Source organism: Flavobacterium anhuiense (assembly GCF_050990855.1).
Taxonomy (GTDB): Bacteria; Bacteroidota; Bacteroidia; order Flavobacteriales; family Flavobacteriaceae; genus Flavobacterium; species Flavobacterium anhuiense_C.
Map to the genome: position 1 here is coordinate 394,138 of NZ_CP158861.1, position 22,815 is coordinate 416,952.

General features: G+C 34.9%; 28 protein-coding genes. 6 read left to right on the top strand and 22 right to left on the bottom strand.

Going from position 1 to position 22,815, the window contains the following annotated elements:
• Positions 1-87 precede the first annotated feature (87 nt).
• The 18 genes from rpsN to rpsL all read right to left on the bottom strand — a co-directional run bounded on the left by rpsN (position 88) and on the right by rpsL (position 10,162).
• A complete protein-coding gene (gene rpsN / locus ABTV69_RS01915; protein WP_008464305.1) occupies positions 88-357 on the bottom strand; it encodes a 30S ribosomal protein S14 in 270 nt (89 codons plus the stop codon).
• A gap of 3 nt (positions 358-360) precedes the next feature.
• On the bottom strand, positions 361-912 hold the full coding sequence (gene rplE, locus ABTV69_RS01920) for a 50S ribosomal protein L5 (RefSeq protein ID WP_012022484.1): 552 nt from the start codon (positions 910-912) through the stop codon (positions 361-363).
• Between the two features lie 2 nt (positions 913-914).
• A complete protein-coding gene (gene rplX, locus ABTV69_RS01925; RefSeq protein WP_026727873.1) occupies positions 915-1,229 on the bottom strand; it encodes a 50S ribosomal protein L24 in 315 nt (104 codons plus the stop codon).
• Between the two features lie 11 nt (positions 1,230-1,240).
• Positions 1,241-1,609, bottom strand: coding sequence for a 50S ribosomal protein L14 (rplN, locus tag ABTV69_RS01930; RefSeq protein WP_007803649.1), 369 nt, complete (start codon positions 1,607-1,609; stop codon positions 1,241-1,243).
• A gap of 2 nt (positions 1,610-1,611) precedes the next feature.
• Positions 1,612-1,872, bottom strand: coding sequence for a 30S ribosomal protein S17 (gene rpsQ / locus ABTV69_RS01935; RefSeq protein ID WP_012022485.1), 261 nt, complete (start codon positions 1,870-1,872; stop codon positions 1,612-1,614).
• Between the two features lie 17 nt (positions 1,873-1,889).
• Complete coding sequence (rpmC, locus tag ABTV69_RS01940; protein WP_008464297.1) at positions 1,890-2,081, bottom strand: 50S ribosomal protein L29; 192 nt, start codon at positions 2,079-2,081, stop codon at positions 1,890-1,892.
• A 12-nt stretch (positions 2,082-2,093) separates the two neighbouring features.
• Positions 2,094-2,519 carry a 50S ribosomal protein L16 gene (gene rplP / locus ABTV69_RS01945; protein ID WP_008464295.1) on the bottom strand — a complete coding sequence of 142 codons (426 nt, stop codon included), beginning with the start codon at positions 2,517-2,519 and terminating at the stop codon, positions 2,094-2,096.
• A 19-nt stretch (positions 2,520-2,538) separates the two neighbouring features.
• Positions 2,539-3,297, bottom strand: a complete 759-nt coding sequence (rpsC, locus tag ABTV69_RS01950) for a 30S ribosomal protein S3 (RefSeq protein WP_008464292.1) — start codon at positions 3,295-3,297, stop codon at positions 2,539-2,541.
• A 5-nt stretch (positions 3,298-3,302) separates the two neighbouring features.
• The gene (gene rplV / locus ABTV69_RS01955; protein ID WP_007803631.1) at positions 3,303-3,716 is read right to left on the bottom strand and encodes a 50S ribosomal protein L22; all 414 of its coding nucleotides are present in this window, start codon (positions 3,714-3,716) and stop codon (positions 3,303-3,305) included.
• A gap of 8 nt (positions 3,717-3,724) precedes the next feature.
• Complete coding sequence (gene rpsS, locus ABTV69_RS01960; RefSeq protein ID WP_008464288.1) at positions 3,725-4,003, bottom strand: 30S ribosomal protein S19; 279 nt, start codon at positions 4,001-4,003, stop codon at positions 3,725-3,727.
• 6 nt (positions 4,004-4,009) lie between these two features.
• A complete protein-coding gene (rplB, locus tag ABTV69_RS01965) occupies positions 4,010-4,834 on the bottom strand; it encodes a 50S ribosomal protein L2 (protein WP_008464287.1) in 825 nt (274 codons plus the stop codon).
• 9 nt (positions 4,835-4,843) lie between these two features.
• The gene (gene rplW, locus ABTV69_RS01970) at positions 4,844-5,134 is read right to left on the bottom strand and encodes a 50S ribosomal protein L23 (RefSeq protein ID WP_008464286.1); all 291 of its coding nucleotides are present in this window, start codon (positions 5,132-5,134) and stop codon (positions 4,844-4,846) included.
• 7 nt (positions 5,135-5,141) lie between these two features.
• On the bottom strand, positions 5,142-5,771 hold the full coding sequence (gene rplD, locus ABTV69_RS01975; protein ID WP_111379744.1) for a 50S ribosomal protein L4: 630 nt from the start codon (positions 5,769-5,771) through the stop codon (positions 5,142-5,144).
• A complete protein-coding gene (rplC, locus tag ABTV69_RS01980; protein ID WP_144217592.1) occupies positions 5,771-6,388 on the bottom strand; it encodes a 50S ribosomal protein L3 in 618 nt (205 codons plus the stop codon). The genes rplD and rplC overlap by 1 nt, the downstream gene beginning before the upstream one ends.
• Positions 6,389-6,793: 405 nt before the next feature.
• Positions 6,794-7,099: a 30S ribosomal protein S10 gene (gene rpsJ / locus ABTV69_RS01985; protein ID WP_007803605.1), complete on the bottom strand. Its 306-nt coding sequence runs from the start codon at positions 7,097-7,099 to the stop codon at positions 6,794-6,796.
• A gap of 10 nt (positions 7,100-7,109) precedes the next feature.
• The gene (gene fusA, locus ABTV69_RS01990; protein WP_433833779.1) at positions 7,110-9,266 is read right to left on the bottom strand and encodes an elongation factor G; all 2,157 of its coding nucleotides are present in this window, start codon (positions 9,264-9,266) and stop codon (positions 7,110-7,112) included.
• Positions 9,267-9,277: 11 nt separating this feature from the next.
• Positions 9,278-9,754, bottom strand: coding sequence for a 30S ribosomal protein S7 (gene rpsG / locus ABTV69_RS01995; protein WP_026727879.1), 477 nt, complete (start codon positions 9,752-9,754; stop codon positions 9,278-9,280).
• 24 nt (positions 9,755-9,778) lie between these two features.
• Complete coding sequence (rpsL, locus tag ABTV69_RS02000; protein ID WP_007136570.1) at positions 9,779-10,162, bottom strand: 30S ribosomal protein S12; 384 nt, start codon at positions 10,160-10,162, stop codon at positions 9,779-9,781.
• Between the two features lie 182 nt (positions 10,163-10,344).
• Between rpsL and ABTV69_RS02005 the strand changes: the two genes are divergently transcribed.
• The 5 genes from ABTV69_RS02005 to ABTV69_RS02025 all read left to right on the top strand — a co-directional run bounded on the left by ABTV69_RS02005 (position 10,345) and on the right by ABTV69_RS02025 (position 18,520).
• Positions 10,345-12,045, top strand: a complete 1,701-nt coding sequence (locus ABTV69_RS02005; protein ID WP_433833781.1) for a hypothetical protein — start codon at positions 10,345-10,347, stop codon at positions 12,043-12,045.
• 84 nt (positions 12,046-12,129) lie between these two features.
• Positions 12,130-15,255 (top strand): SusC/RagA family TonB-linked outer membrane protein, encoded by a 3,126-nt coding sequence (locus tag ABTV69_RS02010; protein WP_433833783.1) that lies wholly within the window; start codon positions 12,130-12,132, stop codon positions 15,253-15,255.
• Positions 15,256-15,267: 12 nt separating this feature from the next.
• Complete coding sequence (locus tag ABTV69_RS02015; RefSeq protein WP_433833785.1) at positions 15,268-16,842, top strand: SusD/RagB family nutrient-binding outer membrane lipoprotein; 1,575 nt, start codon at positions 15,268-15,270, stop codon at positions 16,840-16,842.
• Between the two features lie 87 nt (positions 16,843-16,929).
• Positions 16,930-17,664, top strand: a complete 735-nt coding sequence (gene rlmB, locus ABTV69_RS02020) for a 23S rRNA (guanosine(2251)-2'-O)-methyltransferase RlmB (RefSeq protein WP_433833787.1) — start codon at positions 16,930-16,932, stop codon at positions 17,662-17,664.
• 52 nt (positions 17,665-17,716) lie between these two features.
• Entirely contained in the window at positions 17,717-18,520 is an 804-nt protein-coding gene (locus ABTV69_RS02025) for a DUF2490 domain-containing protein (RefSeq protein ID WP_433833789.1), read from the top strand.
• Position 18,521: 1 nt separating this feature from the next.
• Here the strand turns inward: ABTV69_RS02025 and ABTV69_RS02030 are convergent, their stop codons facing one another.
• Both ABTV69_RS02030 and ABTV69_RS02035 read right to left on the bottom strand, forming a co-directional pair.
• The gene (locus tag ABTV69_RS02030) at positions 18,522-19,025 is read right to left on the bottom strand and encodes a hypothetical protein (RefSeq protein WP_433833791.1); all 504 of its coding nucleotides are present in this window, start codon (positions 19,023-19,025) and stop codon (positions 18,522-18,524) included.
• A gap of 47 nt (positions 19,026-19,072) precedes the next feature.
• Entirely contained in the window at positions 19,073-19,849 is a 777-nt protein-coding gene (locus ABTV69_RS02035) for a rhomboid family intramembrane serine protease (protein WP_433833793.1), read from the bottom strand.
• Between the two features lie 172 nt (positions 19,850-20,021).
• Here ABTV69_RS02035 and ABTV69_RS02040 point away from each other — a divergent pair, with 172 nt between their 5' ends.
• A complete protein-coding gene (locus ABTV69_RS02040) occupies positions 20,022-21,299 on the top strand; it encodes a replication-associated recombination protein A (protein WP_433833795.1) in 1,278 nt (425 codons plus the stop codon).
• A gap of 14 nt (positions 21,300-21,313) precedes the next feature.
• Here ABTV69_RS02040 and ABTV69_RS02045 read toward each other — a convergent pair whose 3' ends face one another.
• Both ABTV69_RS02045 and ABTV69_RS02050 read right to left on the bottom strand, forming a co-directional pair.
• The gene (locus ABTV69_RS02045; RefSeq protein ID WP_433833797.1) at positions 21,314-22,126 is read right to left on the bottom strand and encodes a hypothetical protein; all 813 of its coding nucleotides are present in this window, start codon (positions 22,124-22,126) and stop codon (positions 21,314-21,316) included.
• Between the two features lie 2 nt (positions 22,127-22,128).
• Positions 22,129-22,815: a YjjG family noncanonical pyrimidine nucleotidase gene (locus ABTV69_RS02050; protein WP_433833799.1), complete on the bottom strand. Its 687-nt coding sequence runs from the start codon at positions 22,813-22,815 to the stop codon at positions 22,129-22,131.

The window sequence follows — 22,815 nt, forward strand, 5'->3', positions numbered from 1 at the left end:
ATGGTTTTCGGGAGATACTCATCTCCCGAACCTTTAATCAATTAAAAATTATTTTTTGGTTTGCAAAAGTAATAACTTATTGCGAGATTACCAAGAAGCCTTTTTAACTCCTGGAATTAATCCATTGTTAGCCATTTCACGGAAAGTTACACGTGAAATACCGAATTGACGGATGTAACCTCTAGGTCTACCTGTTAATTTACAACGATTGTGTAAACGAACTGGTGAAGCATTTTTAGGTAATCTTTGCAATCCTTCGTAGTCTCCAGCCTCTAATAAAGCTTTTCTCTTCTCAGCATACTTAGCTACCGTTTTCTCTCTTTTCACCTCGCGGGCTTTCATTGATTCTTTAGCCATGTCTTAATTCTTTTTAAAAGGTAATCCTAATTCAGCCAATAATGACTTTGCTTCCTTATCAGTTTTTGCAGTAGTAACAAAAGTAATATCCATTCCTGAAATTTTGTTTACTTTATCAATATCAATTTCTGGGAAAATGATTTGCTCTAAAACTCCAAGATTGTAGTTACCTCTTCCGTCGAAACCTGTAGCTTTAATACCACCGAAATCTCTTACACGTGGTAAAGCAGAAGTAATAAGTCTATCTAAAAACTCATACATTCTTTCTCCACGTAAAGTAACTTTTGCTCCAATAGGCATTCCTTTTCTCAATTTGAAAGACGCAACGTCTTTCTTAGAGATTGTAGAAACTGCTTTTTGTCCAGTGATCTTTGTTAACTCATCAACTGCATAGTCAATAAGTTTTTTATCAGATACAGCTGCACCAACTCCACGGCTCAAAACGATTTTTTCAAGTTTAGGAACTTGCATTACGTTTGTATATCCGAACTCTTCTTTAAGAGCAGAGATTACTCTACTCTTATATTCTTCTTTTAGTCTAGGTGTATATGCCATTACTATAGTACTTGATTAGATTTTTTTGAAAATCTTACTTTCTTATCTCCTTCTACTCTAATACCTACTCTAGTTGTTTCCTTAGTTTTAGGATCAATTAAAGCAATGTTAGAAATTTGAATAGAAGCTTCTTTCTTAACGATACCACCTTGAGGGTTTTTAGCACTTGGTTTAGTATGTTTAGAAACCATGTTTACACCTTCAACGATCGCTTTGTTTTTTTCACGGTAAACACGTAAAACTTTACCTTCAGCACCTTTATGGTCTCCAGCAATAACTCTTACGATATCTCCTGATTTTATTTTTAGCTTTATCATCTTAAAACGAATTAAAGCACTTCTGGTGCTAATGATACAATTTTCATGAATTGTTTTTCACGAAGTTCTCTTGCTACCGGACCAAAAACACGAGTTCCTCTCATTTCTCCTGCAGCATTCAAAAGAACACATGCATTGTCATCGAAACGGATATAAGAACCATCAGCTCTTCTCACTTCTTTTTTAGTACGTACAACAACTGCAGTTGAAACAGCTCCTTTTTTCACGTTTCCGTTTGGAGTTGCATCTTTGATAGAAACTACAATTTTGTCACCAACAGAGGCATATCTTCTTTTAGTACCTCCTAAAACACGAATAGTTAAAACTTCTTTAGCTCCCGTGTTATCTGCTACTTTTAGTCTTGATTCTTGTTGTACCATAATTATTTAGCTCTTTCTAAGATTTCAACTAATCTCCAACATTTTGTTTTACTTAAAGGACGCGTTTCGCTAATTCTTACAGTATCTCCAATGTTACAGTCGTTTGTTTCGTCGTGTGCAACATATTTCTTAGTTTTCAACACGAACTTACCGTATAATGGGTGTTTTACTTTTCTTACTTCAGAAATAACGATAGATTTATCCATCTTATTCGAAGTAACAACACCTATTCTTTCTTTTCTTAAATTTCTTTTTTCTTCCATCTTTCAGCAGAATACAATTATTGTAACTCTCTTTTAGTTAACTCTGTAGCTAATCTAGCAACTGTTCTTCTAACGCTTCTAATTTGAAGTGGGTTAGCAATTGGAGAAATAGCGTGAGCCATTTTTAGGTCAGCATATACTTTCTTAGTTTGACTAAGCTTTTCTTGCAACTCCGCTGCAGAAAGATCTTTTATTTCTGATTGTTTCATAATAAATATAAATTATGCTTCGAAATCTCTAGCAACGACGAACTTAGTTTTTACTGGAAGTTTTTGAGCTGCAAGACGTAAAGCCTCTTTTGCAACTGACAATGGAACTCCTCCAACTTCAAACATAATTCTTCCTGGTTTAACAACAGCAGCCCAATACTCAACTGCTCCTTTACCTTTACCCATACGTACTTCAAGAGGTTTCTTAGTGATAGGTTTGTCTGGGAAAATTTTAATCCATAATTGTCCCTCTCTCTTCATGTAACGAGTTGCAGCGATACGCGCAGCTTCGATTTGACGAGAAGTTAAGAACATTCCATCTTCATGTACAGATTTAATACCAAACATTCCATTTGAAAGTTCGTGCCCTCTCTGAGAGTTACCCTTCATTCTACCTTTTTGTACCTTACGGTATTTTGTTCTTTTAGGCTGTAACATTTTTCTTTAGTTTAAAAATTTACTTTCTTTTACGAGCGTCTGGTTTTCCACCTTTGTTAAAGTTAGATTTGCCTCTAGGAGCATCTCCACCTTTTCCACCACCTGTACCAGATTGTTTTTTGTCCATTCCAGCAAGTGGAGAAAGTTCTCTCTTACCGTAAACTTCACCTTTCATGATCCATACTTTGATACCCATTCTACCGTAAGTAGTATGAGCTTCAGCCAAAGCATAATCAATGTCAGCTCTGAAAGTTGATAGAGGAATTCTACCTTCTTTGAAACCTTCTGAACGCGCCATCTCAGCACCATTTAAACGACCAGAAATCAAAACTTTAATACCTTCAGCGTTCATACGCATAGAAGCAGCAATAGCCATTTTGATTGCACGTCTGTAAGAAATACGGCTTTCGATTTGACGAGCGATGCTTGTAGCCACAAGATAAGCATCTAGCTCAGGTCTTTTAATTTCAAAGATGTTAATTTGAACCTCTTTGTCAGTAACTTTCTTAAGTTCTTCTTTTAACTTATCTACCTCTTGTCCACCTTTTCCGATAATAATACCAGGTCTAGCAGTAGTGATAGTAACGGTTACAAGTTTCAAAGTTCTCTCGATGATTACTTTTGATACACTAGCTTTTGATAAACGAGCATGGATATACTTTCTGATTTTGTGATCTTCAGCTAATTTATCGCCGTAATCATTTCCACCATACCAGTTTGAGTCCCATCCTCTGATGATACCAAGTCTATTTCCAATTGGATTTGTCTTTTGTCCCATGCTGCTTAAGAATTGCTTTGTGTGTTATTGATAGCTCCAAGCACGATTGTTACGTGATTAGAACGTTTTCTTATTCTGTGTGCACGACCTTGTGGAGCTGGACGAAGTCTTTTCAACATCATTCCACCATCTACTCTGATCTCTTTAACAAATAATCCAGCTTCTTCTAAATTACCTTCACTATTTTTTTGCTCCCAGTTATTGATTGCAGATAATAATAGTTTTTCTAATTTTCTTGAAGCTTCTTTAGAACTGAATCTTAAAATGTTAAGTGCTCTTTCTACCTTCTGACCTCTTACCAAGTCCGCTACTAAGCGCATTTTTCTAGGTGAAGTAGGGCAGTTATTCAATTTTGCGAAAGCGATAGACTTATTAGCCTCTTTTCTCGCATCTGCTGTTTCTCTTTTACGAACTCCCATTGCTTCTTTTATTTTTTACCTTTATTTTTTGCTCCAGCATGACCTCTAAAAGATCTAGTTGGCGAAAACTCTCCTAATTTGTGACCTACCATGTTTTCTGTTACGTAAACTGGTACAAATTGACGACCGTTATGAACTGCGATAGTTTGTCCAACGAAATCTGGAGTAATCATTGAAGCTCTAGACCAAGTCTTAACAACTGCATTTTTACCACTTTCTACGTTTTCTTGAACTTTCTTGTCTAATTTATAATGAACGAAAGGTCCTTTTTTTAATGAACGTGCCATATCTTATTATTTCTTTCTACGTTCTACGATATACTTGTTACTCGGGTTTTTCTTAGAACGAGTTCTGTAACCTTTAGCTGGCAATCCGTTTCTTGAACGTGGGTGCCCTCCAGAAGAACGTCCTTCACCACCTCCCATAGGGTGATCAACTGGGTTCATCGCTACTGGTCTAGTTCTAGGTCTTCTTCCTAACCATCTTGTTCTACCTGCTTTACCAGATACAACTAATTGGTGGTCAGAGTTAGAAACAGCTCCAATTGTAGCCGAACAAGTTAACAAGATTAATCTTGTCTCACCAGATGGCATTTTAATTGTTGCATATTTCCCGTCTCTTGCCATTAACTGAGCAAAAGTTCCAGCTGAACGAGCAATTACAGCTCCTTGTCCTGGACGTAACTCAATACAAGATATAACAGTTCCCAGAGGAATTCTGCTTAAAGGTAAAGTATTACCGATCTCTGGTTGAGACTCTGGTCCAGAAACTAATTTCTGACCAACTTTCAATCCGTTTTGAGCGATAATATAAGTTTTCTCTCCATCAGCATAAGCTAATAAAGCGATAAACGCAGTACGATTTGGATCGTATTCAATTGATTTCACTGTAGCTGGAATTCCATCTTTAGTTCTTTTAAAATCAATAATACGATATCTCTGCTTGTGACCACCACCCGTATAACGCATGGTCATCTTTCCTTGACTATTTCTACCTCCTGAGTTTTTTATCGGCGCTATCAAAGAGCGTTCCGGCTTATCAGTTGTAATAGCGTCATAACCATTCACAACTCTAAATCGCTGACCCGGGGTAATAGGTTTTAATTTTCTTACTGACATTTTTCTATCTTAGATATTGTTGTAAAAATCAATTGTTTCTCCTTCTTGTACTTGAACAATTGCTTTTTTGTATGCATTTGTCTTTCCACTGATTAAACCACTTTTAGTGTATTTAGTAGATCTATCTGGTCTCACATTCATTGTGTTAACAGAAACGATAGTTACTCCATAAGCAGCCTCAACAGCTTTCTTAATCTCAACTTTGTTTGCTTTTTTGTTAACAACGAATCCGAAGCGGTTTAGAACTTCACTTTCTTTGGTTACTTTTTCCGTTACTATAGGTCTAATAATAATGCTCATCTTCCTATTATTTACTTAAATTTTCTTCAATTAACTCTAAAGAACCTTCCAAAAGCACTAAATTATTAGCGTTTAATATTGCGTAAGTGCTTAATTCTGAGCTGGTTACGACGTTTGAAGCCTTTAAATTACGTGACGACAAATATACGTTTTTATTTGACTCGCCCAACACAAATAAAGATTTTTTATTCTCTAACCCTAAAGCTTTCAAAACGTTAATGAAATTTTTAGTGTTTGGAGCTTCAAAATTAAAGTCTTCTAAAACTACAATATTTGACTCTTTTGCTTTGATAGAGAAAGCTGATTTTCTAGCTAATCTCTTTAAACCTTTATTCAATTTGAATGAATAACTTCTTGGTCTTGGTCCGAAAACTGTTCCACCACCTTTAAACAAAGGATTCTTAACACTTCCTGCACGAGCAGTACCAGTTCCTTTTTGTTTTTTAATCTTACGTGTACTTCCAGTTACTTCAGCTCTTTCTTTAGCTTTGTGAGTACCTTGTCTTTGATTAGCAAGATATTGCTTAACATCAAGATATACAGCGTGATTGTTTGGTTCAATTGCGAATACTGAATCAGAAAGTTGAACTTTTCTTCCAGTATCTTTTCCGTTGAAATCTAATACTTTTACTTCCATTACTTCTGAATGATTACATAAGAGTTTTTGTGCCCAGGAATACATCCTTTAACAACAAGTAGATTCTTTTCAGCAACTACTTTTAAAACTCTAAGGTTTTGAACTTTTACATTTTCTCCTCCCATTCTTCCAGCCATACGCATTCCTTTGAATACTCTAGACGGATAAGAAGAAGCTCCTACAGAACCTGGCGCTCTTAAACGGTTGTGTTGACCATGAGTAGCTTGTCCAACTCCACCAAAACCGTGACGTTTAACAACACCTTGGAAACCTTTACCTTTAGACACACCTTGTACATCTACAAATTCTCCTTCTTCAAAAATAGTAACATCAATAAGATCTCCTAATTTTTGTTCAGTTGCGAAATCTTGGAATTCAACGACTTTTTTCTTAGCAACAGTTCCAGCTTTTTTAAAGTGACCTAAAGCCGCTTTAGTAGAATGTTTCTCGTTTTTGTCATCGAAACCAAGTTGCAACGCTTCATACCCGTCAACCTCGTTGGTTCTGACTTGGGTAACAACGCATGGACCAGCTTCGATTACTGTACAAGGAATGTTTTTCCCGTTTTCGTCGAAAATACTAGTCATGCCGATTTTCTTACCAATTAACCCAGACATAAATATTAATTATTAATTACTAAAATTCCCTTCAATTTGAAAATAACAGAAATTTCCAAACAGGGAGTGCAAAAGTAGACATTAAAATTGAATATACCAAACAGTTACAAAAATTAAATCGCTCATAATCAAAATCCAAGCATCAAAACAACACTAAAACAAACTTTATTTTCACCAAAAAACGATCATCTTTTTTCAATCCAAAAACACCCCACACTTAACGGTTAATTAATAAAATCACAACATAATAAACTCACAGTCCCTTAAAACAAAGGCTTTTACAAATTTTTATAAAAAATTAAAAATTAAAAATATCTGAAATTTCACAAATTAAAACCAACTTTTACAAACAAAAAAAGCGAGACAAAAAATGCCTCGCTTTTTATATAAAAAAATATAAAAAAATTATACTTTGATCTCAACTTCAACCCCACTTGGCAATTCAAGTTTCATTAAAGCATCAATAGTTTTAGATGAAGATGAATAAATATCAATCAATCTCTTGTATGACATTACTTCAAATTGCTCTCTCGCCTTTTTGTTAACGTGCGGAGAACGTAATACAGTGAAAAGTTTTTTGTGAGTTGGCAACGGAATAGGACCTGTTACAACCGCTCCAGTAGTTTTTACTGTTTTTACGATCTTTTCAGCAGATTTATCTACCAACATGTGATCGTAAGATTTTAGTTTTATTCTGATTTTTTGACTCATTTTCTTAAAATTAAGCGTTACCTTTTGCTTTTTTGATTACCTCTTCTGAAATATTAGAAGGTGTTTCTGCATAGTGAGAAAACTCCATTGTTGAAGTTGCTCTACCAGAAGATAATGTTCTTAATGTAGTTACATAACCAAACATTTCCGATAAAGGCACATCAGCTTTAATAGTTTTAGCACCATTTCTATCACCCATATCATTAACCTGACCTCTACGACGGTTCAAGTCACCTACGATATCACCCATGTTTTCTTCAGGAGTAATAACTTCGATTTTCATGATTGGCTCAAGAATAACAGCTCCAGCAGCACGTCCAGACTCTTTATAACCCATTCTAGCAGCTAATTCAAAAGAAAGAGCATCAGAATCCACAGGGTGGAAAGATCCATCTAATAAAGTTACCTTTAAACTATCAACAGCGTATCCAGCTAATGGACCTGTTTTCATAGCCTCACGGAAACCTTTTTCAACAGCAGGGATATATTCTTTAGGAACGTTACCACCTTTTACTTCATTAACAAACTGTAATCCTACAGGAACTTTACCATCAACTTCATCAGCTGGCTCGATTCTAAATACGATATCACCGAATTTACCACGACCTCCAGATTGTTTTTTGTAAGTTTCTCTATGTTGAGCAGATTTAGTAAACGCCTCTTTGTACTCTACTTGCGGCTCACCTTGATTAACCTCTACTTTAAACTCACGTTTCATACGATCAACTAAGATATCCAAGTGAAGCTCACCCATACCAGAAATAATAGTTTGACCTGAAGCCTCGTCAGTTCTTACAGTAAACGTTGGATCCTCTTCAGCTAACTTAGCTAAAGCCATACCCATTTTATCAACGTCAGCTTTAGTTTTAGGCTCAATAGCAATACCAATTACCGGCTCTGGGAATTTCATAGATTCCAAGATAATCGGATGCTTTTCATCAGATAAAGTATCCCCAGTTTTGATATCTTTAAATCCTACTGCAGCTCCAATATCTCCAGCCTCAATAAATTCGATTGGATTTTGTTTGTTAGCGTGCATTTGGTAAATACGAGAGATTCTCTCTTTGTTACCAGAACGAGTATTTAAAACATAAGAACCAGCATCTAAACGTCCAGAGTAAGCACGGAAGAAAGCTAAACGACCAACGAATGGGTCAGTAGCAATTTTAAATGCTAAAGCAGCAAATGGCTCTTTTACATCTGGTCTACGTAAGATTTTAGTTTGATCTTCTTCTAACAATTCAGCATCATCAGGATGAATTCCTTCAATACCTTCTTTATCTAATGGAGATGGCAAATACTTACAAACAGCATCTAACATAAATTGAACTCCTTTGTTTTTGAAAGAAGAACCAGCAAGCATAGGAATGATAGCCATATCAATAGTAGCAGCTCTCAATGCATTGTTAATTTCCTCTTCAGTAATAGAGTTCTCATCTTCCATGTACTTATCTAAAAGATTTTCATCATAAGTAGCAATCTCTTCGATAAGAATAGAACGGTAATGCTTAACATCATCAACCATATCAGCTGGGATATCAACAACATCAAAAGTAGCTCCTTGAGTTTCATCATGCCATACGATAGCTTGATTTTTAACTAAGTCAACAATACCTTTAAAGTCTGCTTCATCACCAATAGGCAAAGTAATTGCAACCGCATTCGATTTCAACATATCTTTAACCTGTCCGCATACAGCTAAGAAATTAGCACCTTGACGGTCCATTTTATTTACGAATCCCATACGAGGAACTCTATATTGATCAGCAAGCCTCCAGTTAGTTTCTGATTGAGGCTCAACACCATCAACAGCACTAAATAAGAAAACTAAACCATCAAGTACACGTAAAGAACGGTTTACCTCTACAGTAAAGTCAACGTGTCCAGGAGTATCAATGATATTAAAGTGGTATGGTAATGATTCTGGAATGACTTTACCTTGTACAGTTGGAAAGTTCCAAGTACAAGTTGTAGCAGCAGAAGTAATTGTAATACCTCTTTCTTGCTCTTGAGCCATCCAGTCCATTGTTGCAGCACCATCGTGCACCTCACCAATTTTGTGTGACTTTCCAGTATAAAAAAGAATACGCTCAGTTGTTGTTGTTTTACCAGCATCAATGTGAGCAGCGATTCCGATATTTCTTGTATATTTTAAATCTCTAGCCATTTCTTTACGAATTAAAATCTAAAGTGAGAGAATGCTTTATTAGCTTCTGCCATTTTGTGAGTATCCATTCTTTTCTTAACTGCAGCACCTTCTTCTTTAGCAGCTGCTAAACATTCAGAAGCTAAACGCTGTGCCATAGATTTTTCATTTCTTCTTCTTGAATAAAGTATTAACCACTTCATTGCCATAGAAATTTTTCTGTCTGGACGAATCTGCATTGGGATTTGGAATGTAGCTCCACCAACTCTACGGCTACGTACTTCTACGTGAGGCATAACGTTTGTTAAAGCATCTTTCCAGATCTCTAATGAAGTTTTCTCATCATTTTGCTTTTTAGTTTCAATGATATCAATAGCATCATAAAATACTTTAAAAGCTGTAGATTTCTTACCATCCCACATTAAGTTGTTCACAAAACGTGTTACTAATTGGTCATTAAACCTTGGATCCGGTAAAAGTGGTCTTTTCTTTGCCGCTCTTTTTCTCATGTCTTTTTCTTAAAAGTTTTTAAATTACTTTTTTGCTTCTTTTGGGCGTTTAGCACCGTACTTAGATCTTCTTTGCGTTCTTCCTGCAACACCTGACGTATCAAGAGCTCCACGAACGATATGATATCTAACACCTGGTAAATCTTTTACCCTTCCACCTCGCACTAATACTATCGAGTGCTCCTGTAGATTATGTCCTTCTCCTGGGATGTAAGCGTTCACCTCATTACCATTTGTCAAACGTACACGCGCAACTTTACGCATTGCAGAGTTTGGTTTTTTTGGTGTAGTAGTGTAAACACGCGTACAAACCCCTCTTCTTTGAGGACAAGAATCTAAAGCAACCGATTTACTCTTCTTAGTGATCTGAGTTCTTCCTGTTCTTACTAATTGTTGAATTGTTGGCATAATTAATACTAAAAATTATTATGTTTATTAAATTCCCGCTTTTTACGGGGTTGCAAATGTATAAAATATTTTTCACTATACAAACGTTAAATCATTAATTTTCAACAACATTATTTATATCTATGATTTCACAGAGAAACATTAGATATTTGCTTTACATTTAACTAACAAAACAATTGCATTTGAAACAATTACATTACATACTCATTTTACTCTTCTCATCAAATTGTTTTGCACAATCTTTCTACCTTAATATAAATGGAATTGACAAAAAACAAAAACAAACCATTGATTCGATTCTTTACACAAAAAAACACCCAAACATCAAATCATTAAATAACGAAATTTCATCCGTCACAAATAGACTTGCAAAACAGGGCTTTACCGACTCTAAAATACTAGCAAACAAACAGATAAACGACAGCACATTCAACATTTTATTAGACTTAAAAACTAGAATAAAAGAAGTACATATATATATAGGTATAAATAGTTTTTTTTATGACGCAAAAAGCACAGCAAAAGACAGCATAATCATACCTTATTCAGAACTTGAAAATTTCTTAAATAACAAAATAGCAGACAATGAAAAAGCTGGATTTGCATTTTCGAAAATCAAACTAGAAAACATCAAAAAAAAGAATTCAATAATTTACGCCGACTTAAATCTTGATTCCGAAAAAAAAAGAACACTAAATTCCATTATTGTAAATTACACAAATCCGGCTTTAAAAGATTATTTCCCCAAAGGAGCACTAAAACAATTAAACAAAAAGTATCTAAACAAAACTTTTAACCAAGAAACCGTAAGGCAACTTTACGACGACATTAACAGATTTGAATTTGTTTCCCAATCAAAATACCCAGAAATTCTATTCGCCCCAGATTCAACTAAAGTCTTCACCTATTTAGAAAAAAGAAAAGCAAACAATTTTGATGGTTATATTGGCTTTTCTAATGATGAAAATAAAAAGCTTATCTTAAATGGATATCTGGATATTTCATTAACCAATATTCTTCGAGCTGGAGAAAAATTTTCTTTATACTGGAAAAGCGACGGAAATCAGCAAAAAACTTTCAATACAAAACTTGAAATCCCATACCTATTTCAATCTTCATTAGGAATAAAGGCGCAATTAAATATCTTCAAACAGGACAGCACATTTCAAAACACAAAAACAGACATCAATCTTGGCTATTACCTCAATTACAATTCCAAAATCTACCTCGGTTATCAATCAACCGAATCAAGCGATATTCAAAACATCAACAATTCATCCATTAGTGATTTCAACAACTCATACCTCACCTCGACATATGAATACCGAAGAATAGATTCGAACAACAATCTTATGCCCGGAAAAGCATTTCTAAATTCTACTATAGGATTTGGAAACCGAGACACAAATAGCGATCCTGAAACGGCAGATCCGAGCAAACAATTTTACATAAATTTAAATGCCGTCTATAATTTTGAGCTTAATAACAAGAATTTCATTAACATAAATTCTCAAAATTTCTATTTAGACAGCAAAAATTACATTTTGAATGAATTATTTCGATTTGGCGGAATGAACTCAATTAGAGGATTTTCAGAAAATAGTCTTCAAGGGAACTTTTATTCTGCAATTCTTACAGAATACCGATATATGTTTTCAAAAAGCGCTTACATCCATTCTATTGCGGATTACGCTATATATCAAGACTTAACCAATGTTTCAAATCCTAAAAAAATTAAGAATTTAATAGGAATTGGAATAGGTGCAGGAATACAAACAAAAAACGGAATTTTGCGAATTATTCTCACGAATGGCCACCAAAATCAGCAAGAAATACAATTATATAACACTATCGTAAACATATGTTATAATGTTAAATTTTAAAGTTTGCCAAAAAAAGATTTTTATTTATTAGGAAAGTTAACAAATTATTAAGAGTTTTGCGATACTAATTCAAAATATTTAAAAATGAAACTAAAGTTCAATGGATTCTTAGTACTTTTCTTAGTACTAGTTGCGCAACTTTCTTTTGCGCAAGAAAGAGCTGTTTCGGGAACAGTTTCTGACAATGCAGGAATGCCTCTTCCAGGTGTTAGTGTATTAGTTAAAGGAACTAAAGCTGGAACGCAAACCGATTTTGATGGTAAATTTTCTATCAAAGCATCACCAAGCCAAGTATTGGTATTTAGCTACATTGGGATGAAAACTCAAGAGATAGCTGCAACTTCAACTACAGTAAACGTTAAATTAGCTGACGCTTCTGTGGAATTAGAGAGTGTAGTAATTACAGCTGCACTTGGTATTAAAAGAGAGAAAAAATCTATTAGTTATGCTGCTCAAGATTTAAAAGGTAGCGTTATTAGCGAAGGAGGACAAACTAACGCGGTATCAGCTTTATCTGGTAACGTTGCAGGTTTACAAGTAACTGCTCCTTCTACAATGGGAGGTTCTACAAGAGTTGTAATGAGAGGTGTTGGATCTGTAACAGGTGAAAACAGACCTTTGATCGTTATTGATGGTATCCCATTAGATAATGGTAACTATAACACTTCAAACACTCAAAGAGGTGCTGGTGGTAGAGATTATGGTGATGCTTCTGCAGATATTAATCCAGATGATATCGAATCTGTAACTGTACTTAAAGGAGGTCCTGCTGCTGCTCTTTACGGAAGTAGAGCTGGTAACGGTGCTATTTTGTATACTACTAAATCTGCCAAAAAAGCTGGAGGAAAAGCTGAAATTGCTTTCAATACAGGTATTACATTCGAAAATGTATACATCATGCCAAACTTACAGCATGAATACGGAGGAGGTAGCTCTTCAACTATGCAACAACAAGTTATTAATGGACAAACTTACAACATTGCTGACTATGCTACTGACGAAAGCTGGGGACCAAAATACGATGCTAACTTAAAGTATTTACCTTGGAATGCATTTGATCCAGAATTTTCTAATGATTACTTAAAAGAAAAATCTTGGGTAAATCCACAAAATGATGTAAGATCATTCTTTAATACTGGTATTACAAGAAACAACTCTATCTCTTTCTCAAAATCTACGCAAGATGCAGGAGTTAGATTCTCTTTTGCTAACCAAAAAACAGAAGGTATTGTTCCAAATTCATCTTTAACAAAAAATACTTTCTCTATCAATGCTAACGCTAAATTAAGTGACAAACTTAAAGTAGAAGGGATGGCAACTTACGTTCAAACAAGAGGTTTCAACAGACCTGAGGTTGGATACGGTGACAATGGTTTAGGTCAAAAATTCTTCCAATGGGGTCAAAGACAATTGGATTACAATGAATTAAAAGACTATAAATTAGCAAATGGCGCTCAAAGATCTTGGAACAGAATTGCTTGGGATGACGCAACACCTAACTACTCTGACAACCCTTACTGGATCATCTATGAGAATACATCTAATGATACTAGAAATAGAATTTACGGTAATGGAAAACTTACATACAATTTCACGCCAGAATTATACGCTGTAGGTAACGTTTACGCTGACGTTTACAGCTTGAATATCACAGAAAGAGTTGCAATTGGCTCACAAGCAACTGCAAGCTATACTCAAAACGCTAGAACTTTAACAGATTTCAACTACGAAGCTCGTTTACACTACGACAAAAAATTCGATAAATTCAGTATCAATTCTTTCGTTGGAGCTAACCGAAGAAACTATAACTTTTCAAGACTTACTGGTCAAACTGTAGGAGGTTTAGTACTTCCTAACATCTACAACTTATCAAATAGTGCAAGCCCTGCTCAAGCAAGTAACTTTGATGAGAAAAACAGAACTAACAGTGTATACGGTTTTGTGTCTTTAGGGTATGATGATTTCTTATTCTTAGAGGTTACAGACAGACAAGATTGGTTTAGTACGGTTATAAAACCAGTAAACTATGCTTCTGTTACGGGTAGTTTCATTTTCTCAGAATTAACTAACATATCTTGGTTAAACTATGGTAAAATTAGAGGAGGTTGGGCTCAAGCAGGTAATGCTGCTGCAACTTACGCTCAAGCTAGTTACGCAGTTATTGGAACATCTTTCCAAAACGACCCTAGATACAGCCAGCCAAATACAGCTGGAAACCCAGATCTTAAACCAGAGTTAAAAACGACATCTGAGGTAGGTTTAGAGTTAAGCTTATTTGATAGAAGATTGGGAATTGATTTCACTTACTATGATGTAGTTACTACAGACTTAATTACTCCTATCGAATTTGACGCATCTACAGGTTACCCTTTTAAAACATTCAACGCTGGTAAATTAGAAAACAAGGGTATTGAGACAACTGTAACAATCAACCCTGTTAGAACTCAAGATTTCAGATGGGATATTACTTGGAACTTTGCTCATAACAAAAACAAATTGTTAGAATTAGTTGATGGTACTAACGAATTAACTCTTGCAAACGCACCATTCCAAGCTAGATTATTAGCTGTTGTTGGTCAGCCATACGGTCAAATCTACGGAACTGACTTTACATATGACGCTAACGGAAACAAAGTTGTTGATGCAGATGGAGCATATATTCCTTCAGCTCAAAAATCTTTAGGAACAGTTACTCCTAAATACAACATGGGACTTAGAAACAACTTTAAGTATAAAAACTTAAACTTCGGTTTCTTAATCGATATGCAAGAAGGTGGAAGCTACTTCTCAACTTCACACATGTGGGGTCACTATTCTGGTATGTTAGAGCCGACAGCTGCTAACGGTATCAGAGAGAATGGTATCGTAGTTGATGCAGTTTACGAGGATGGAACAAAAAATACATCTGTATTACCTGGTCAAGCTTGGGCACAACAACACTACGGACTTGACAAATTAAACGTTTTTGACGCTAGTTATATCAAATTAAGAGAGGTAACTCTTGGGTACCAACTACCTAAAAAAATCATTGGACCATTTGCTGACATAAGATTCTCTCTTTTCGCTAGAAACTTATTTACTTGGGGCTTAGATTGGAAAGGAATGGATCCAGAGATGGCTTCATATGGTAGTGGTAACACACAAGGTCTAGAAGGAGGTTCTTTACCATCAACTAGAACATACGGAATGAATCTAGAATTAAAATTCTAAAACAAAATTAAGATGAAAAAAATATTCATATCAATATTATCAGCTGTAGCATTACTTACCACTACGGTAAGTTGCGATGATAACTTAGAAGAAATCAACAAAAACCCAAATGCGCCAGATATTACTCAGGTTACAACTTTCGGGCTTTTTAATGGTGCTAATTACAACTTAATGACAGACTCAAGAGGAAGCTTTTCTTCGGGTAGAATGGCATTACCTTGGGTACAATATTCTGCTCAAAGAAACTATACTGAGGAAGATCGTTTTCAGTTTAGAGAAACTACAAATAAAAGTTTATGGACTAACTATTATATAAGTGCTCTTGATTATAAAACCATTATCGATCTAAATACTGATCCTAAAACTAGAGCAACGAACGAAGCTTACGGAAATCCGAACAACCAGATTGCAGCTGCCAGAGTTATGTTAGCCTATACTTTTTTACAAATAGTTGATGCTTACGGGGATGCTCCTTACTGGTCATACGGAAACAATGATCCAGATTTCCAAGCATTACAAATTGAAAAATATCTTAAGCCAAAATTTGCTTCTCAAACTAAGATCTACGCTGATCTTATGAAAGAATTGAAAGAAGCTGCAGCAATGGTTGTTACAACTGAACCTTCAGTATTTACAAGAGGTGATAAACTTTTTGGAACACCTGCAAAACTTATCAAATTTGCTAACTCTTTAAGATTACGTATCGCTACAAGAGTAAAAGGAGTTGTTCCAGGAGCTGAAGCCCATATTACTGAGGCAATTGCTGGAGGAGTAATGACTTCTAATGCAGATACAGTTGGTTTAACTTACCAAAAAGATGATATCCTTCCAAGTCCATTCTACAGAGATTTTTATCTTGATAATAGAACTGACTTTGCTATCGCTAACACTTTTGTTGACTTGTTAAAAGGAAATTTAGGAAATTTTGGAGTTGACCCAAGGTTACAAAAATATGCAGCTCCTAAAACAGCAACTAAGGCTGCTGTTAAAGCTGCAAGCTATGCTGAAACAGATGACCTGACTCAGTATGTTGGTATGCCTTACGGAATTACTAGTGCACAAGCTGCTGGACAAAGACCAGGTACGTCTTTCTGGAGTTCAAATGTATTAAAACAAGATTACAGAGAGATCTTAATGGAGTACGCCGAAGTTGAGTTCTTATTATCTGAAGCTAACGGATGGAGCAATACAAACTATGTAAACGGAGTAAGAGCTTCGATGACTCGTTGGGGAGTTACTGCTGCAAAGATTGATGCTTACATAGCTACTTTACCTGCTGCAAACCAAGAGAATGTAATTACTCAAAAATACATCGCTCTTTTCATGCAACCTTACGAAGCTTTTGCTGAATACAGAAGAACAGGATACCCTGATACACTTCTTCAGCCAGGCCAGTCTTACGCTTTCAATGTACCACAAGCTGGAGAAACAACTTATACATTTGTTGCATTGAACAATTTAACAGCTATGCCTGCTAGATTTACTTACCCAGTAAGTTTACAACAGTTAAACGGTGAAAACCGTCAAGCTGCTGCTGATGCAATTGGTGGTGACGAATTAGACACTAAACTAATCTGGGCTAAATAATTCTTATTTAAACCAAGATAAATACTTAAACCGCTCTGTTAATTCAGGGCGGTTTTTTTATATAAACATATTACCTATATTTGTCCAATGGAAAAAGAACATCAAATATTTGGCATTAGAGCCATCATAGAAGCGATTCAGGCAGGAAAAGAAGTAGACAAAGTTTTCATACAGAAAGAAATCTCTGGAGAACTTATGAAAGATTTAATGAAGGTAATGAAACGTGCAAACGTTAACTTCTCTTACGTTCCTGTAGAAAAACTAAATCGCCTTACGCCAAACAATCACCAAGGTGCGGTAGCAACCATCTCTCCTATTGGTTTTATTGACTTAGAACATTTAGTTGAATCTACAATTGAATCAGGCAAAAAACCTCTTTTTCTAATATTAGATCAAGTATCAGATGCTAGAAACTTTGGTGCTATCATTAGAACAGCTGAATGCACAGGTGTAAACGGAATCATTATACAGAAAGCTGGTTCAGCTCCTGTAAACGGAGATACGGTTAAGACTTCTGCCGGAGCAGTATTCAATGTGCCTATTTGTAAAGTTGAACACATAAAAGACGCTATCTTCTATTTGCAAGGTTCGGGAGTTAAAACCGTAGCTGCAACCGAAAAAACAGATCAAAATATTTATGATGTATCATTATCAGAACCAGTGGCTATCATCATGGGGTCTGAAGATCGAGGAATAAACCCTTCTGTTTTAAAAATAGTAGACGAAAAAGCAAAGTTGCCAATGTTCGGATCAATAGGATCTTTGAACGTATCTGTTGCTTGTGGTGCTTTTTTATACGAAGCCGTTCGACAAAGAACTTAAAAAACACATTGAAAGATTAAGATGCGAATGAATAATTAAATACCTTTAATTAATGCTTTCAAAATCTAATTCAAAATCAAAAGTTGTCCTACTCTGTTGTCTGTTTGTAATTTTATCAATTGCAAACAGCTACGGACAAAATACTACCTACAATCAGTTTTGGAACGAGTTTCAGTTCAACCAGACACTAAGCAAAAAATGGGCAACTGAAATTGACGTGGCCGCAGCCTATAGCAGTACTGAATCATCACCAAACTTATTCGAAAACACAATTCAGAGATCCCTTAGAGGTTGGGGTCATTATTACTTTTCGCCGAGATGGAAGTTTTCAGCATTTGTTGCCTATTTCAATAATCGAGATGTTCCAGAAATTGGCCAATTTGAATCTCCAGAATGGCGTTTTGCTCTTCAAAGCATTTACTACTTTCATAAAACAGGCTACACCTTAAGCACAAGAATGCGTGGTGAATATCGTCATATGCAAAATGAAGATGGTGATTATGAAAACATTTTTAGATACCGCCAGCAGGTTAAATATATGCAACCCATTAATAGCAAACTTTTAAGAGCAGGAGTTGTATATGCAATTGCATCAGACGAGCTTTATTTCAAATCTGGGGCAAAAGTTACAGGAGAAAGTTTCTTTGATCGAAATCGGCTAAATATTGGTGCTGGTTATTTATTTTCTGATGATTTTCAGGTTGAACTAACCTATTGTAATGAGTATCTTCCGAGAAATAGTGGAAATCAAACTACCAATGCTGCTTCACTTACCATAACTTTCAATAATCTATTTCGAAATCTTCAAAAGAAAATAGCTCCTAAAAAAGAACCAGAAGCAAAAGAGGAAGAATAAGTTATTTTTCTTCTTCCTTTAAAAAACATTTAAGCTGTTCCACAATAGCATCTTTATGAAGTTTAAAATTGTAGCTTCTCACAAATTCTGTACCCTTCATATTGATTTCAGCACTAACGGCTTCATAGGTAGAAAACGCTTCGATATCTTTAGCATCTATCAAATAAAGAACCTGCATAATAGAATCGTTGCGTCTATATTGCGTATCGTAATGTGTTAACTTATATGTTTTGTTATTTGCAAGATGCATTATCAAATCATCTTTAATTTTCTTCCCTTCCTTCTTTTCGGGAAAGGGTGTAGGTTGTAACCCAACAAGATAATGTTCCTTGTCGGTAACAATATTAATTTTTAACGATTTTGATTTTGTAGAATAAAAGACTGCCGGCTCAAAATAGTACACCATACTACCGTCTGGCTGTACCCTATTTTTAATATCACATTGAGCGATGCCTGTTGCATTAAAAACAAAACACAAAAACAAAACTAAAAAATTCATTTTCATAATGCTCAAAATTAAATTGTTATACTAACAAATTTACTCTTTTTATTTTAAAGCAAATTAGTGCCCGTTTCTTCTTCTTGTTCGGGCTTCTTAATAAAAATGTAATTTACCGGATAACTAGACGAAAAATAATCCATCTCCTCCTCTTCATTTTCGTGAGAAAAAGTGATAAAATTTCCGTTTTCATCAAAATGCCTCATGAAAGGGTCATTACTTGGATCAAAATCTGGGCGTTGCCAATCGTAAACAATTGGTTTAGCATATTCGGGCGCTTTGTAAAATAATGTTAGCGCAAAACCTGTAATAAGTCCTGCCAAATGTCCTTCCCAAGAAATAGATTGGTCAATATCTGGAAAAACATACCAGATCATTCCACCATAAAGCAAAATTACAGTTAGCGATAGTGCTACCAATCTATAATATTTAGTTTGTATTCCTTTAAAGAAAATAAAACTAACCAGAACATAAATTAATCCGCTGGCGCCAATGTGAAAATTCTCTCTTCCTACAACCCAAGTAATCAATCCTGAAAATACAATTCCGTACATAATAACTCCAAAGGTTTGTTTAGGATAAAAAAACTGCATTGCCGCCAATAGTATTAGCATTGGAATACTATTATTATATAAGTGATCTAAATTTTCATGAATAAACGGACTAAACAAAACGCCTCGTAATCCTATGAAATCTCTTGGATAAATTCCGTACCGATAAAAATCAAAATCAAAGCGAATCTGAAGCCAATATACGATCCATAAAAAAAGGACAAAAAACAATGGAAGTCCAACAACTGAATTTGAAAACTTAAAATTAATATCACTCATAGTTTTGAAATAATATTTAAAAGAACTCAAAAAACTTTCCAAAAATATTTTACTGATAATTTGTCATATGAGAGAGCAGAAATTGTCTCAAATCAGAACAATCACTCACTCTGTGTACTGTTTTAACTTTTGAATGGACGAAATTTAAATCTTAAAATAGTAATTTTGCATTATGGAAGCACCTTTAGCAGAGCGTATTCGTCCGCAGAAATTAGATGATTATATAAGCCAACTACATTTGGTTGGACCAACTGGTTCTTTGACACAGCAAATTTCAAAAGGAATAATTCCTTCACTAATTTTCTGGGGGCCACCTGGTACCGGTAAAACAACCTTAGCTCAAATTATTGCTCAGGAGTCCAAAAGACCTTTTTATATTTTAAGCGCTATAAACTCTGGCGTAAAAGATATTCGTGATGTTATTGAAAAGGCTAAACAAAGCGGCGGACTTTTTACGGCTAAAAATCCTATTCTATTTATTGATGAGATTCATCGATTCAGTAAGTCTCAACAAGATTCACTTTTGGCTGCAGTTGAAAAAGGCTGGATAACCTTAGTAGGTGCTACAACCGAAAACCCAAGTTTTGAAGTTATTCCTGCATTATTGTCACGTTGTCAAGTTTATATACTAAACGCGTTTACAAAAGCCGATTTAGAAGCTCTTTTGGAACGTGCTATGAAAACTGATGCTTATTTATTGACAAAAAAAATAAATCTAAAAGAAACAGAAGCCTTATTACGCATTTCCGGCGGAGACGGGAGAAAACTTTTAAATGTATTTGAGCTTGTTATTAATGCTTCTGCAGGTGATGAAATTACAATTACTAATGATCGTGTTTTAGAATTGGTACAACAAAACACAGTTCTTTATGATAAAACTGGAGAACAACATTATGATATTGTTTCTGCATTTATAAAATCTATTCGCGGAAGCGATCCTAATGGGGCTGTATATTGGCTGGCGAGAATGATTGAAGGTGGAGAAGAAGTCAAATTCATTGCTAGAAGAATGCTGATTTTGGCAAGTGAAGATATTGGAAATGCAAATCCAACAGCACTTATAATGGCCAATAATACTTTTCAGGCCGTTACTACAATTGGATATCCAGAAAGCCGAATTATATTAAGTCAATGTGCCATTTATTTAGCTACCTCACCAAAAAGTAACGCTTCTTATATGGCTATTGGAAACGCACAGCAATTGGTAAAACAAACTGGCGATTTACCCGTACCTATTCATTTGCGAAATGCTCCAACCAAATTAATGAAAGAATTAGGATACGGAGATGAATATAAGTATTCTCACGATTACGCAAATAATTTTGCAGAACAAGAGTTTCTGCCAGATGCTATAAAAGAAACGGTTCTTTATAATCCTGGGAACAATTCTAGAGAGAACAGTACCCGCGAATTTTTAAAGAACCGTTGGAAAGATAAATACGGTTATTAAACCATATTTTATTTTTAGAATTTAACTACAATTTTTTCAGAAACCAATTTATCATTTTGATAAGATTCGAAATACCAGTTACCGTCTTCTTTCAAGATTAAAGAGCCTTGAATGTTATCTTTTGTAGCGATAAAAACATTCGTTTGTGAAGTTTTAAAAAGCTTCATAACTACTTTTGGAGTTTTATCAATTAACTGATAACCTGATTCTGTCGGTTGTGCATACAATAGATTTGGATCTTTTAAATCTGGAGATGGAGCCACAACTACCAATTGTGAAGATTGCGCTGAAGGAGCACTTGTAACTACAGCCGCAGCAGCAGGAGATATTTTTGGAGAAGTAGCTGCCAAAGTCTCTGCAGTAACTTTTGTTCCAACTGGAGTCTTAGCAGGTGTTGCAGCGTTTCCGCTATATTTATAATGCAATGCGTAAATTGATTTAAAAGCATTGTCTAGGCATTCTTTATAAGCAACTTCGTATTCTTTTTCTTTACTTTTACCTACTTCAGAGGTATAAACAAGTTGACCGTAACAGTCTTTCAATTCGATATAAAGTTTAGTAGCCAAAAAAGCATTGTCTTTTTTTACATCAATGTATAAAACCTGACAGCGATCTGTTAGACCATCTGGAAGTTGTTCGTTTGTATAATAAGCTTCAAAACCAGCCTTTACTAAATTTGACTTTGTCATTGTAGCCAAACGATATTGATTATCTGTTTTCATAAAATCATATCTCAATGGCACAATTACAGCTCTGTAATCATTAACAGACTGCGCAAATCCAACAACTGAACATAAAATGGCAGTAAGTAAAAGTTTAATTTTCATAATTATAAATAGTTTTTTAGTTCTAATAAATGGTTAATTTGTTTATAGTTTTCAGAAACATCAAGTTTCTTTTCATTAAAGAAAATCGCATCTAGTCCGGCATTCAAAGCTCCATTTACATCAGCTTCAAAATCATCTCCAATCATGACACTTTTTTCTTTTGAAGTGTTTGCCAGCTTTAACGCATAATCAAATATAATATTATTTGGTTTTTTAACACCTGCTAATTCAGAATTTGTAATCGTACTGAAATAACTCCCAAGCGAAGCATTATTTATTTTCTTTTCCTGCACTTGAGCAAATCCATTCGTGATGATATGAAGTTTATATTTTGGTTTTAGATATTCTAAAACTTCAATTGCTCCATCAAAAAGGTAATTGTTATCGGTAAGAAACTCTATATAATCATTTGCAATTTCCAAAATATTCTCATCAGAAACTACATAATTTAAAGCATCAAAAGAAAACCTCAAACGATTGTAACGTAGTTCTTGATGTGTAATTTTGTCATTCTGATACAATCTCCAACATTCTTGATTGATCGGAATATATTCTTTAATAAAATCCTGAGTAATGATTTCTTGATATTTACTTTTAAAAATTCGATCGAAAGCCATTTCTGAGTTTTTATCGAAATCCCAAAGCGTGTGATCTAAATCAAAAAAAATGTCTGTAATATTGGTATTCAT